This window comes from Desulfonauticus autotrophicus (genome assembly GCF_055381725.1).
Map to the genome: position 1 here is coordinate 853,328 of NZ_AP042395.1, position 13,923 is coordinate 867,250.

A 13,923-nucleotide genomic window follows, 5' to 3' on the forward strand; every position below is an offset into this window, starting at 1 on the left:
CCTCTTCTCCTTTTTATCTATTTTTCAAAAAACTAAAATCATAAGGATAGGAAAACACACCTTCTTCAGTAATTATACCTGAGACCAGTTCAGCAGGAGTAACGTCAAAGGCGTAGTTAAAGACCTTTACTCCTGCAGGAGTTATTCTCTTACCTTGGATATGGGTTACTTCTTCTTGCTTTCGTTCCTCTATGGGAATGTCTTCTCCTTTTACCGTATAAGGGTCTATGGTGTACAAGGGTGCTGCAACATAAAAGGGGATGTTGTGTTTTTTAGCCAAAACAGCCACGCTATAGGTGCCAATTTTATTGGCCACATCTCCCTTACTGGTAATTCTATCTGCACCTACAATGACTTTACTTACCTTTCCCCGCTGCATCAAAAAACCACAGGCATTATCACAGGCCACAATGACCTCAATATTGTCCTTTTGTAGCTCATAGGCAGTAAGCCTTGCTCCCTGTAAAAAGGGTCTGGTTTCATTGGCAATTACGGTTATTTTTTTCCCTGCTTCAATGGCAGCTCGAATCACGCCCAGGGCTGTACCAAAACCTCCGGTAGCCAGGCTTCCAGCATTACAATGGGTCATTACCACATCGCCATCTTCCAATAATTTGGCGCCCCAGGAACCCATTTTTCGGTTAATCTCTATATCCAAGCGGTGAAGGGCCAGGGCTTCTTGGACCCAAAGGCCATAAAGCTCTGAAGCAGAAAGTTCTTTTTTCTCTTCCCATTTCTTAGACATAAAATCCACCGCCCAGGTCAAATTTACAGCTGTGGGTCTAGCAGCTTTTAATAGATTTAATCCCTTAAGTAGTTTTTCCTGCCAATCTGCATAAGCCTCTACTTCCTTTAACAAAAGGCAGCAGCCATAGGCCGCAGTAATCCCTATAGCTGGAGCACCCCTAACCACCATTTCCTGTAAACTATAAATGACATCTTCCAGGTTCCTGGCTTCAAACCACTCTTCTCGCTCGGGTAAATAGCGCTGATCTAATAAACGCAAAACAGGCTCTTCTGGCTTAAAGAAAATATGCTCCATCTTTTTACCCCATTTTTTTCAATAAAAGAGAATTCACCAGTTGTGGATTGGCCTTTCCTTGAGTAGCACGCATTACCTGGCCTACAAAAAAGCCCAGAAGCTTTTTTCTCCCTGTTGAAAACGCTCCACTTCTTGAGGGAATTTAGCCAGGATAGCCTCTACAATACCTTCCAGTTCACCAGTATTGGAAATTTGTATCAGGCCTTTTTCTTTTACATATTTTTCAGGGTCAAGACCTTCCATAAACACTGGCTCAAAAATGTTTTTGGCAATCTTACCACTAATAACGCCTTTCTCAATTAATCCCAGCAGCTTAAAAAACAACTCTGGAGTAAACCTGGATTGAGAAAGGCCAATCTTTTTCTCATTTAAAAGCCTTAAAACCTCTGATAAAATCCAATTACAGGCCTTTTTAGGCTCCACCCCCAAAGCAATACTTTGTTCAAAAAAATCAGCTAGTTCTTTCTCACTGGTCAAGGTCAAAGCCTCATCTTCACTTAAACCGTATTCAGCTAAAAAGCGTTTATAACGCACATGAGGAAGTTCAGGCAGAGAAGCTCTTATTTCTTCTATCCAGCTGTCCTCCAGGTCCAGAGGAACCAAATCTGGGTCAGGAAAGTAGCGGTAGTCATGGGCTTCTTCCTTACTGCGCATGGATTTGGTAATGTTCTTTTGCGGGTCATAGAGCCTGGTTTCCTGAACTACCTCTTTACCATCTAAGACTAAATCTATTTGCCTTTCAATTTCGTATTCCAAGGCCTTTTGCACGTGTCTAAAGGAATTCATGTTTTTTATTTCTGTTCTGGTGCCAAACCTGGACTCTCCCCTGGGTCTGATGGAAATATTGGCATCGCATCTAAAACTACCTTCTTCCATATTGCCATCACAGATTTCCAAATAAAGCAAAATGGAACGCAAGGCCTTTAAATAGGCGACTGCCTCTTCTGGAGAGCGCAAATCAGGCTCAGAAACTATTTCCAGCAAGGGAACTCCAGTTCTATTTAAATCCACAAAACTAAGACCATCCCCACTTCCATGGATAGATTTTCCTGCATCCTCTTCCATATGAATTCTAGTAATACCTATCTTTTTTCTCCCTTTTGAGTCTGAATCACAAGATAGCCCTTTTCAGCAATGGGTAGTTCATATTGAGAAATCTGATATCCCTTGGGCAAATCAGGATAAAAATAATTTTTGCGGGCAAAAATAGAGTATTTATTTATCTTACAGTTGACAGCCAACCCCATTTTTACTGCATATTCTACTACTTTTTTATTTAAAACTGGCAATACCCCAGGCATCCCGGTACATACAGGACAGGTATTCTTATTGGGTTCCTGGCCAAAAGAAGTGGAGCAGGAACAAAAAATTTTGCTCCTGGTCTTTAGCTGAGCATGTACTTCTAAACCAATAACACTCTCAAATTCCATTTATTCCCCCTATTTAGCACTATAAAGCTCTGGATTTAAATTTGGATCATTATACATTTTAAATTGAAAATACACCTTAGGCACTTTTAAACCTGAAAAATAATCTTCTACAAGCTCTATTAAAGATTTTTTAAGGTCAAAATGCTGCTCTTTTAATACAGAAAGTTTATGCTTACAAGTTTCTATATGTTCTAATCCAACATCATCTCTTAAGGTCTGTTCTTGCATATGATATATTTTTAAACTCAAGATAGATAGTCTATCCATTATAGAACCAATAGTCTCTGTGTTATATTTTTTCTCTTTAACTTTAGGTAAATAGGGAACAATATTGTTGACAATCCATAAATCAATCTTTTCCATCCAATCATTTCTAAGCTGGTTTAATTTGTCTATTTCTCGTTTACAATTAGCTATAACACTATCATCTACATCCTTTCTTCTAGCCTTATCTTCCACATGCCATAATTTAAAATTACAGGCATGCTCAGTTAAAACTATTTCTAAAAAATCTAAACCTTCTTCATTTCTGCTTAAATCAAGTTCAATATCCTTTTCATGCCATTTAGAAGTATATTCTTCTTGTCTGGATATGGCTTGAGTTAAAATTTCCTTAAATTCTTCTCTAGTCATTTTCTCCTTTCCTCAACAGCAAGTACACCCTGGCTCTATGTTGTAGTCGTCCAGCAACAAACTCAGCTTCCCAGCCTGAACCACAAAAAAGATCCAAGTGCTCTCCCTTAATTGCTCCCCCTGTATCCTGCACAGCCAAAAGAGACGTAAAAAACTTATCGCCCACTAATCCAGGCAAAACTCCTTCTACCAGAAGGACACCACCCCAGGGTACGAAGCTATTATCACTAGCTACACTCACCCAGGGAGTCAACGGCTGGTTTATACAGCCAAAAGGTCCTTCCTCAGCCAGTTTAAAAAAGACATAGCTGGGATTGGCCTGCAGTATTTCATCTACGAGCAAGGGATTATCCTTTAATACTCTATAAATACTTTGCATGCTCACTTCATCTTTTTTTAATAGACCTTTTTCCACTAACAACCTGCCAATAGAAACATATTGTAATCCATTTTTGCCTGCATAAAGCACATGCTTTACCTTTCCATCGGGGAAAATAAGCCGCCCTGACCCTTGAATGTGTAAAAAGAATAACTTTATCTTATCCTTAACCCAGGCTATTTCTAATCCTTTTCCTGCCAAGGCCCCCTTGTCTATTTCTTTCCTGGAATAATAAGGTAATACCTCATTTCCTTCAATTCGATAATAGATTGTTTCTCCTTTAAAACGAGGATGAAACTGCTCTAAATCCAAAACCTTTAAATCAGCAGGAAGCCTATAAATGGGATAGAAATACTCTCCTTTTTTTCATAACTCGCTTCAAGCCATGGTTCATAATAGCCAGTAAGCAAGGTATTACTGGAAAGCAGATAAATATCAAAGAGTTTTGCTAAATATTCAGGGTTGTCTTCAATAAGCTCCAGGTTTTCCTTTAAGGTAACAACAGTATTGAGTAAGTCTTGATAGGTAACTTTTAGTTGTTCTAAATTTAAAGCTACTGCTTCTGGGTCTTTATTTTTTAAAAAAGCTTCCTGACGCTCTAAGGCCACTTTTATAGCTGGAGTAAAAGATAAACTTTCACTTTGTAATTTAGTAGCTAATTTTTCTATTTCTGAAGGAGAAAGTTTTTGCCAACCCAGTTCTACCTTAGGAGCACAGGAAAAAGGAAAAAAAATATTCCCAACAAATAATAAATAGCACGCATAATTAGGAATTGACCAATTTTACCAAACTGGCATCAAAATATTTACCCACTCCATATTCTTTTCTTCTAAAGAACTTGTCAGGAGCAGGCCCTATTATTTGCATTTCTGGATTTTTCTTCTGTACATCCAAAGCTATCTGCATTTCCTTGGTGCAACCTGTGGAAAAGGTAGCATCTTTGCCAGCCCAAACTGGAGGCACCTTTTCTCCCAAAAGCTCAAAACTCTTTTCTATGTCTTCCACAGTCTGAAAACGCCAGATATCTATAAGCCCACTTCGCTGCACCATCTCCCACATATACATCAAATCATCACCATCCATGCCTGGAATAAAATGTTCTGCAGGATTGATGATATAAATACTATCCAATTTACTACGCAAATAATTAACGAAAGCATTTAAAATTTTAATCGCTGTCTTGGTCTGGCCAGGTATACTACCCACAATAGCACTGTAAAACATCACCTTTTTACCCTGAGCCTTGGCTTTCTTCATCTCACTTTTAATTTGTTCAGCTTTGGCTATAATTTCACTTTCAGTTATTTTACGCACTTTTGGACTTTTGGCTTTAAATATACAGCGATGATTTCCTACTTTATCTCTATAAAAGACAACTATATCCCTAGTAAAAACATGAGAAGTAAGACATAGTCTTCTATAATTACCATACCCTTTAGCAATGATTAAATCACTTTCCTTCCAGGCTCTAGAGAAGGTCACGCTTGTTCTACACAAATTTAATCTTTCTCTAGTTCCATCAGATATAACTACCAAGTCATGCTCTTTCATTTTTTGCAAAAGTTCTTTTTTAGATATTCTTTTATTAGTAATAAAATAAGCACTTTTCAACATTTTTTGCAAAATCATATCAGAATCTATATCCCAGATAGTAGGATAATCAAAATAAAATCCATCTTTTAAAGCCAAAACAACTTTATGACCTAATCTAAGTAATAATTTGACAACCAATAAGTCAAAGACAAAAGCTCCAGCACTATCTGGCAAATAGAGTATTTTTAGGCTTAGATCTCGCTTTGGCCCCATATTTTGAAGTAAAGCCTGTTCAAAATTAGAGAACTCCTGCTGATAAAAAGTCAAATTTTGTTTTTTCTCCTTTTCTCCATTCCACAACTCCTCCTGTAGAGAGAGGGAAAAGAGTTGAGAAAGCTCAAACATATCTAGCTGCCAGCGTAAGTCCTTTAGGCTGGTACAGGGAAAACTACTTTGAGGACAAACATTGACCAGGCTTTCAAATTCAGTCGAGTGAATATAGTTATAAACCTGCTGGTTAAACCATTGTTTCCTTACTTCATAGGGATCGTGGACAACACATTGAGAAAGTAAAATTGTTATCAAGCGCTTGGTCAATCTAGAGGGGATTAAAATCAAGTTCTTATAGGCATGTCTAAATTTATAACGCCAGAGATTGACCAATTTTTTCCGTAGATAATCTTCTAAGGGTAATGAGTTTAAAAGCAAAACCAGTCTCTTCCAGGTAGTTAAATATTCTTTTTTTAAATCTTTACTTAACTCGCCTTTAAGCAAATTCAACAACAACCAATCAGTACAGGGAGCAAAAACCTGGTCTTCATCTAAATCCACCATAAAACGTAGTTGCTCATAAGAGGCATTTTCTTCTGGATTAGCTAAAGGATCTATATCATTTTCAGTCATAAAATTTAAAATCCAGGCATCCAGGACAGGATCTTTGCCATAGTAGAGATCCTTCAGAGAATTTATAGCTGGAATTTCTTTCATAAATAAAAACCTTTTTCTTTAAGTTTACCAAGATAGCTCTCTTTACTCTTCTGAAGTAAACCAAATAACCCTTCTTTACTCCTTACCCTTAAAGTATCCTCAGAGCTAAATTCAATCCCCCTTTGCCCATCAACAGTAAGCATGGCCAGGGCTTCTGAAGATACTATCCTCACTTCTAGTTCACTTTGCGCAGGTAAAACCAAAGGATAGGCCTTATTTAAAAAAGGACAAATCCAGGTAAGACTAAAGGCAGAAATATCAGGATGAAGCACAGGACCACCCGCAGAAATATTATAAGCAGTAGCTCCAGTAGGTGTGGAAAATATTACCCCATCAGCGCGGACTCGAAAAAAATTCCCGGCAAAACCCACTTCTATTTCCAATAATCTCGCAAGCCCACTTCTATGTAAAACCAGATCATTTAAAGCCCATCCCTTTTCCCTTCTTTCCACCAGTTCATATTCAAAGCCCAATCTAGTACTTAAAACATACTCTCCCCTTAAAACCGCCAATAAACCTTCCTGCCATTCTTCCAGTTCAACCTCAGTCATAAACCCCACTCTACCCAGATTGATGCCCACAAAAGGTATCTTAGGAAAGCCCAGCTTTCTGGCTACACTCAAAATAGTTCCATCTCCACCAGCCACTATAATCAGATCTTTGTCTTTTATCTTATCGGGTAAAGAGGTCCCTTTTACTTGATTTGAGAGAATTTCAGCCTTTACGCTTAAGGTAGCTAAATAGCTCTGAATTTCCTTAGCCACCCGCAAGGACAACTCATCCGCATATTTAATAGCTATAAGAACATTTTTAAATTTATAATTCATTAACGGACAAACTTTTTAGGATTTATGTTGTATTTCTTAACCTTATAATTAATAACCCTATAACTGGCTTTTAAATCTCTAGCAGCTTGCAACATATTTCCTTTAGCCTTTTTCAAAGCTTCAATTATAATTTCCTGTTCAAACTCAGCAACTGCTTCAGCAAAAGGGAGTTGATTGTCTGTAGCTGAACTTTCTGCAGTCTGCAATGTAGGAGGTAAATGATATGTCCTTATAACTTCCTCATTACATACTAAAACAGCTCTTTCTATGCAATTTTTCAGCTCCCTAACATTACCTGGCCAATGATATTGTACTAACAAATCTATAGCTGGAGTCGATATTCTTTTAATCTTTTTATTATACTCTCGAGCATAGTGTTCTAAAAAATTCTCAGCTAAAGGTAAAATATCTTCTCTTCTTTCTCTTAGAGGAGGAATAAAAATGGGAAATACATTGATACGAAAATACAAGTCCTCTCTAAATTTACCTTCCTTAATTAACTCTTCTAAAGGCTGATGGGTAGCACAAATAATGCGCACATCCACTTTAATATCTTTTTCCCCTCCAACCCTTTGAATCTCTCCTTCCTGAATTACCCTTAGTAATTTGGCCTGAGCTTCCAGGCTTAATTCTCCAATTTCATCTAAAAATAAAGTACCCTTATTAGCCAGTTCAAACTTACCTTTTTTACTCTGATAGGCTCCAGTAAAAGCTCCCTTTTCATGTCCAAAGAGTTCAGATTCAATGAGTTCAGAGGGTAAGGCTGCGCAATTCAACTTAACCAAAGGCCCATCTCGAACTTCACTTAAGTTGTGAATAGCTTCAGCGAGTAATTCCTTACCTGTGCCAGATTCTCCTCTCAGTAAAACCGTAGCTTTGGAGGGAGCGACTTGAGAAATTTGGGTCATAATTTGGGACATGGACTTGGAATAAAAAACCATTTTTCCTGGGGAAAACCTTTTTCTGGATTGGGACCCATATCTGGTAAAAAATGTTTCTTGGCCAATTCATCCTGTAAGTAAGAAGTATGTCTGGCAATAACTACCGCTAAAAGTTGCAAAAATTCACATTGCTCTTCTAGGTCCACCTGACTTCTTCTGGCTAAATCACAAGTAAGTACTCCAAAGACTTCCGCAATTCCATCTTTATTGATAAGCTGTACTGGCACAGCAATAAAGGCCAGTTGCCTGAGCTCTCTTTGGTCCCTATTAAAGGCTAAATTTAAAAACAGAGGCTCTTCTTCCATAATAGGGACAATAATGGGCTTTTTTTCTTTAACCGCTTTACCAATAATTCCCTCTCCCAAAGAATAGCTTTTTTGCGGCACCTTGGAATAACCAGAATAGATAGCAAATTCTATCACCTGGGAAATGGGGTCAAAAATGGCTAAGGACATATGCCTATAGCCCATTTTGCGACGCACTTCAGCTAAAAGCTGAGTCAGACCTTCTTTTAACGGCTTGGAAAACGAAAGGTCAAAAATAGCCTCCCGTAAAATCCTTAAGTAGTGCATTGGCTAAGCTCAACTCCTATTTGTACAGCCTTTAAATTAACATCTACTATTTTAGGTTTCAGATATTTCTTAATGCCCTCTATCAAGTCCTCTATTCCTATCTCCAGGCAACCCAAAGCCAGAAAAGCTGCCAGCAAAATGGTATTGGCAGTTTGAGGGACTCCTATTTTTTTGGCTCCTTCTAATACATCAAAAAAATAGGACTTTTTAGCACAAGCTAAGGACTTTTCCTCTATCTCAGACAAAGAAGGATAATTTTCCCTGCCTAAAGCCACTCCAATGGGATAAAGGGGATTTTTACTGGAAATAACCACTCCCTCTTTGGCCTTTAAGTAAGGAAGGGCCCTTAAGGTTTCCAGGGGTTCAAAACCCAGTAAAAAATCAGCCTCTCCCTTTTCTATCTTAGGACTTTTATAACCGCCCAGAAGTACAAAGGTATGTACCACTCCACCTCTTTGAGCCATACCATGAATTTCTCCAGCAGTTACTTCTATACCTTTATCTAAAGCCAGTTGAGCCAACAGATTGGTCACGGTCAAAGTGCCCTGACCACCCACACCTGCAAAAAATATCCTAGCTAAAGCCATAATAACTCCCTTACCTTGCCTTTATGGATTTACAAACCTGTAAACAAACCATACAACCTGCACACAACACTTCATCTATTTTGACCTGGCCATCCTGGATATAAAAGGCAGGACAAGCTAATTCTTGTACACAAGAAAGACAATTATCACATTCTGCACTTATATAGGCCTTTTTGGTTTTCTTTACTCCCAGCACCTTGCGAGCAAAAAGAGGACAGGGCTCTTCAGTAATAATAACCCTGACCCCTTTTTCCTCTTTAAATTCCAGGATAGCCTCTTCCAGGGCCTTTTGATTTAGGGCTTTAACCCGTTTTACCTTATTTACTCCCAGGGCTCTTACCACAGGCTCGATTTCTATTGGAGTTACCTGCGTGGCCATGGGTTTAGCTGTTACTCCAGGATGAGGCTGGTGCCCGGTCATAGCAGTGGTTTTATTGTCTAAGATAAAAAGTAAAATATCATGTTGATTATATACTGCATTGGCCAGACCAGTTAAACCTGAATGAAAAAGGTAAAATCCCCAATAAAGGCAATTACGGGCTTATCACTTCTTATAGCCAGTCCAGAACCAGCAGAAACAGAAGAACCCATACACAAAAGAAAATCTGCCATCTTTAATGGGGGCAAAATTCCCAGGGTATAACAACCAATATCAGAAGAATAATAGGCATCATCACCAAAAATTTTGCGCACTCTATAATATACTGAACGATGAGGACAGCCAGCACAAAGATTGGGAGGCCTTTTGGCCAGATCTTCTTCAACACAAAGCTCTGTAGCCTTATATTCTTCATTGGTCAGCTTAAACAAGGCCTGTGCCACTAACACAGTAGAATATTCTCCAAACAAAGGAAGCCCTATATTTTTACCCCAGACTTCTACTTTAAGTCCCTGTTGCTGCACTATATTTCTAATCTCTTTTTCCACAAGAGGTTCCAATTCTTCCAAGACCAAAACCCTGTCCACACCTTGTAAAAATTCCAAAATCAGTTCTTCGCTTAAAGGATAGGTAAATCCCAATTCCAGAACCTTAAATTGAAAGTGAGGATGGTCGGTAAGCACATCCTTAAGATAAGCTCTGCTAATACCAGAGACCACTATTCCTATATTTCCTTCTCCCCATATTTTATTAAAGGGAGATTTTTGGACTTCCTTTTTTATAGCTTCCAGTTTTTCCAGTAGGACTTTATGCCTTTCTCTAGCTACAACAGGAATGGGTACAAAACGCCCAGGATTTTTTTCCAGACTTCCCTTTTGCTTTACTTCAGCTAAAGAGTCAAAAACCACTTCTCCTCGCAAGTGATTCACTCTAGTAGTGGTGCGTAATAAAAAGGGTTGTTCATATTTTTTAGAAAGCCTAAAGGCTTCCCTGGTCATGTCTTTACACTCTTGGGCTGAAGAAGGTTCAAAACAGGGAAGCCCAGCCATCCTGGCATAATAGCGATTATCTTGCTCATTTTGGCTGGAATGACAAAAGGGATCATCTGCGCTTAAAATAACCATTCCTCCTGGAGTACCAATATAGGCCAGGGTAAAAAGTGGATCTGCAGCTACATTTACTCCCACATGCTTCATGGTCACCAAACTGGGCACTCCACCTAAGGCTGCTCCTCCAGCTACTTCCATGGCTACCTTTTCATTGACAGAGTATTCAAAATAATAATTAACTTCTTGCTCTCTTTGTAAACGATAAAAAGTATCTGGAGCTTCTGAAGAAGGAGTGCCTGGATAACAGGAAACCACACTTACTCCTGCTTCTAACGCCCCTCTAACAATAGCTTCATTGCCTAACAGTAAAACCTTCTTCCCTGGCTCATCTTTTAAAAGTAAACTCATCTTCTCACCTTTTTTAGCCTATATTTTTTCTTTTAGATTACTTATTTTAGCATCTAAATAAGAAGTATCTTCCTGCTTAAACTCTTTTTTTAATTCCACATAGTAAGCATAAGCATTTTTAAAATCATTCATTTTCTCAGCTAAAAAAGCCTTTTTAAATAAAGTTTCCCGCTTATAGTTTTTGTATTTATCCAAATCAATAGTTGAAACAAGATTATAAGCTTCTTTATAATCTCCCTTATCCATTAAAATATTTACCTGACTTAAAACACAAACAGCAAAAATATCATCATCTAGTTTTTTTAAATTTTCAAGCACATCATAAGCTTTGTCTAAATTGTTATTTTCAAAATACAAAGAAACCAGTTCCACATATATAGAGGGTTTTAATTCTGAAGGAGCTTTAGTTAAAAAACTTAATAAATCTTTTTCCCTGTCTTTAGAAGAAACAATAAGCATGCCCAATTCTTTTTTAGCCTTATTTAGACTAGAATACTTATAATATTTATAACCAGAATAAGCACCTACTAAAATTATAACTCCTCCTAAAACAATACCTATGGTTTTAAGGTTATTGACAATAAATTCTAAAAAAGGGTGTATGGTTTCATCAGCTTCTTCTTCTATTTGCTCTAAAATATTTTTTTTGTTTTCTTCCATTGTCTTCTCCTATTTGTTTTTTTTGGCTTTCACTTCCCTTCTAAGCCACTCATACCATTTATCCACCCCTTCACCAGTTTTAGCTGAAAGGGGAAAAATCTCTATTTCGGCATTTAAGCTCTTGGCAAAATTAGATGCCTTTTCCAAACTGAAGTCCACATAAGGCAACAAATCTACCTTATTTAAAATCATTACCTTGGACTCAGCAAAAATAAGGGGATATTTTTCTGGCTTATCATCTCCTTCTGCCACACTCAAAATGGTTACCTTATAATCCTCACCCACAGAAAATTCAGCTGGACAAACCAAATTACCCACATTTTCCACAAACAAAATATCCACATCCTTTAAATCCAGCTTATTTACAGCTTCTAAAACCATGCTACTATCCAGATGACAACCACCATCAGTATTGATTTGAATGGCTTGAGCACCAGTGGCAGCCACTCTTCTAGCATCATTGTTGGTCTGTAAGTCTCCTTCAATTACAGCCATTTTAAATTCATCTTTTAGCTCTCTTAGAGTTCTCTCCAGTAAAGTTGTCTTGCCTGCTCCAGGAGAACTCATTAGGTTTAAAACCAAAATTTTTTGCTGCAAAAACATTTTTTTTAGTTCTTGAGCTATTCTTTCATTGGCTTCTAAAATATTTCTTACGACTTGAATCTGCATTTTTCTCTCCTTAAAATTATTCTGCCTCTATTTCTTCAATAATTAACTCTTTTCCAGAAATTATTTCATGGCCAAACTCTGCCTCACAATAGGGACAATAGACAATAAGCACTTCATCTGGATCAGGAGAAAACTCCTTTTTGCATTTCCTGCATCTAGCTCTTAAGGGCACCTCTTCAGTGATAATTTTAGCTTCAGCCAAAGGAGTATCCACAGTAAGCACCTTAAAAGCAGTATCCAAAGCTTCAGGAACAATATTGGTAATCCTTCCGTATTTAATTTTTACTTTTAATAACTTGCTTACATTATGTTTGGCCATTTCCTCTTTAATAATTTCCAGAAGAGACTGGGCAATAGAAAGTTCATGCATTTTATTTTCCTTAAATTAAAAGCTTAAATTATAGGTAGCAACAAATTGACTTAGTCTTTCTCTGGACTTTTCTAATTTTAATTTTAACTCTTGCTTATACTTATCCAGGTCAATCTCTTTTCTGGCTACTTTGGTTTGCAGAGCTGCTTCTGCTACTGCTGGAGCTTCCCACTCTAAAATACGCAAATCCAAGGGCTTGGGGATAATATAATCTGGACCAAAATCCAAGTGCTCAAGCCCATAGGCCTTTAGAACTTCTGCTGGTACTGGTTCTTTGGCCAGGGCAGCTAAAGATTTGGCTGCTGCCAGCTTCATCTCTTCATTTATTTTTCGAGCATATACATCCAGAGCTCCCCTAAAGATAAAAGGAAAACCAGAAACATTATTGATTTGATTGGGATAATCAGAGCGTCCTGTGGCCATAATACAATCAGGCCTTACCTCTTTAGCCACTTCAAATTCTATCTCTGGGTCCGGGTTGGCCATGGCAAAAATAATGGGGCTATTGGCCATGGACTTAACCATTTCTGGGGTTAAAATACCTTTTACCGAAAGGCCTACAAAGACATCTGCTCCCTTCATTACCTGAGCTAAAGAGCCATAGTCTTTGTCCTGGGCAAATTCCAGTTTTTGCTCGTTTAAGTTTTCTCGCCCCTTGTGAATAAGGCCTCTGGAGTCAAACATAAAGATATTTTCCTTTTTCACTCCCAAACTCACATAAAAACGACAACAGGCAATAGCAGCAGCTCCAGCCCCAGAAACAACCATTTTGACCTTGTCTATATCTTTTCCCACGATCTCCAGGGCATTTAACAGACCTGCGCCAGAAATAATGGCTGTACCGTGCTGGTCATCATGAAAAACAGGAATATCCATTTCCTCAATCAGTCTTTTTTCTATATAAAAACATTCAGGAGCTTTAATATCTTCTAAATTTATCCCTCCAAAAGTGGGCTCCATAGCTTTGACAATCTCAATTAACTGATCAGGATCAGAAACTCGCAAATTAAGGTCATAAACATCAATATCCGCAAAAATTTTAAATAAGACTCCTTTACCCTCCATTACAGGCTTGCCTGCCTCCGGGCCAATATTACCCAGCCCCAGGACAGCTGTACCATTGGAAACCACTGCCACTAGATTTCCCTTATTGGTATATTCATAAACTTTGTGCTTATCTTTTTCTATTTCTTTACAGGCCAGGGCAACACCTGGAGTGTAAGCCATGGACAGGTGTTTTTGAGTAAGACAGGGCTTGGTAGGTACCACTTCCAGTTTACCCTTCCTCCCCTGTTGATGATAAGTCAGGGCTTCTTCTGGAGTAAACAAAGCAGACATATTTCCTCCTAAAATTTAATTTGACCATTACCTTTAAGCTAGTTTAGACTGGGTTTCAAGGAATTTAACCTGAGAAAAATTTTCTCTAATTAAAAAATGAAAAATATCTTATCCTATCC

General features: G+C 38.0%; 13 protein-coding genes and 2 pseudogenes. All 15 read right to left on the reverse strand.

Annotated elements, in window-relative coordinates:
* Nucleotides 1–13 precede the first annotated feature (13 nt).
* A complete protein-coding gene (mtnA, locus tag ACZ42F_RS04980; RefSeq protein ID WP_464279977.1) occupies nucleotides 14–1,042 on the reverse strand; it encodes an S-methyl-5-thioribose-1-phosphate isomerase in 1,029 nt (342 codons plus the stop codon).
* 4 nt (nucleotides 1,043–1,046) lie between these two features.
* Nucleotides 1,047–2,472 (reverse strand): annotated as a pseudogene (gatB, locus tag ACZ42F_RS04985) (Asp-tRNA(Asn)/Glu-tRNA(Gln) amidotransferase subunit GatB).
* Nucleotides 2,473–2,481: 9 nt separating this feature from the next.
* Nucleotides 2,482–3,105: a DUF4254 domain-containing protein gene (locus ACZ42F_RS04990; protein ID WP_464279978.1), complete on the reverse strand. Its 624-nt coding sequence runs from the start codon at nucleotides 3,103–3,105 to the stop codon at nucleotides 2,482–2,484.
* Nucleotides 3,098–3,796, reverse strand: a complete 699-nt coding sequence (locus ACZ42F_RS04995) for an MltA domain-containing protein (RefSeq protein ID WP_464279979.1) — start codon at nucleotides 3,794–3,796, stop codon at nucleotides 3,098–3,100. Before ACZ42F_RS04995 ends, ACZ42F_RS04990 begins: the two co-directional genes overlap by 8 nt.
* A gap of 5 nt (nucleotides 3,797–3,801) precedes the next feature.
* Nucleotides 3,802–4,092, reverse strand: a complete 291-nt coding sequence (locus ACZ42F_RS05000) for a hypothetical protein (RefSeq protein WP_464279980.1) — start codon at nucleotides 4,090–4,092, stop codon at nucleotides 3,802–3,804.
* A gap of 157 nt (nucleotides 4,093–4,249) precedes the next feature.
* On the reverse strand, nucleotides 4,250–6,004 hold the full coding sequence (locus tag ACZ42F_RS05005) for an ARMT1-like domain-containing protein (protein WP_464279981.1): 1,755 nt from the start codon (nucleotides 6,002–6,004) through the stop codon (nucleotides 4,250–4,252).
* Nucleotides 6,001–6,831, reverse strand: a complete 831-nt coding sequence (locus ACZ42F_RS05010; RefSeq protein ID WP_464279982.1) for an NAD(+)/NADH kinase — start codon at nucleotides 6,829–6,831, stop codon at nucleotides 6,001–6,003. The genes ACZ42F_RS05005 and ACZ42F_RS05010 overlap by 4 nt, the downstream gene beginning before the upstream one ends.
* On the reverse strand, nucleotides 6,831–7,772 hold the full coding sequence (locus ACZ42F_RS05015) for a sigma-54 interaction domain-containing protein (protein WP_464279983.1): 942 nt from the start codon (nucleotides 7,770–7,772) through the stop codon (nucleotides 6,831–6,833). The genes ACZ42F_RS05010 and ACZ42F_RS05015 overlap by 1 nt, the downstream gene beginning before the upstream one ends.
* A complete protein-coding gene (locus ACZ42F_RS05020; RefSeq protein ID WP_464279984.1) occupies nucleotides 7,736–8,344 on the reverse strand; it encodes a GAF domain-containing protein in 609 nt (202 codons plus the stop codon). The genes ACZ42F_RS05015 and ACZ42F_RS05020 overlap by 37 nt, the downstream gene beginning before the upstream one ends.
* Nucleotides 8,332–8,931, reverse strand: coding sequence for an indolepyruvate oxidoreductase subunit beta (locus ACZ42F_RS05025; protein ID WP_464279985.1), 600 nt, complete (start codon nucleotides 8,929–8,931; stop codon nucleotides 8,332–8,334). Before ACZ42F_RS05025 ends, ACZ42F_RS05020 begins: the two co-directional genes overlap by 13 nt.
* Before the next feature lie 10 nt (nucleotides 8,932–8,941).
* Nucleotides 8,942–10,767, reverse strand: a pseudogene (gene iorA / locus ACZ42F_RS05030) (indolepyruvate ferredoxin oxidoreductase subunit alpha).
* Nucleotides 10,768–10,785: 18 nt separating this feature from the next.
* Nucleotides 10,786–11,427: a hypothetical protein gene (locus tag ACZ42F_RS05035; protein WP_464279986.1), complete on the reverse strand. Its 642-nt coding sequence runs from the start codon at nucleotides 11,425–11,427 to the stop codon at nucleotides 10,786–10,788.
* Nucleotides 11,428–11,436: 9 nt separating this feature from the next.
* Nucleotides 11,437–12,096 (reverse strand): hydrogenase nickel incorporation protein HypB, encoded by a 660-nt coding sequence (hypB, locus tag ACZ42F_RS05040; RefSeq protein WP_464279987.1) that lies wholly within the window; start codon nucleotides 12,094–12,096, stop codon nucleotides 11,437–11,439.
* 16 nt (nucleotides 12,097–12,112) lie between these two features.
* The gene (locus ACZ42F_RS05045; protein ID WP_464279988.1) at nucleotides 12,113–12,466 is read right to left on the reverse strand and encodes a hydrogenase maturation nickel metallochaperone HypA/HybF; all 354 of its coding nucleotides are present in this window, start codon (nucleotides 12,464–12,466) and stop codon (nucleotides 12,113–12,115) included.
* 15 nt (nucleotides 12,467–12,481) lie between these two features.
* Complete coding sequence (locus ACZ42F_RS05050; protein WP_464279989.1) at nucleotides 12,482–13,804, reverse strand: malic enzyme-like NAD(P)-binding protein; 1,323 nt, start codon at nucleotides 13,802–13,804, stop codon at nucleotides 12,482–12,484.
* Between the last annotated feature and the right edge of the window lie 119 nt (nucleotides 13,805–13,923).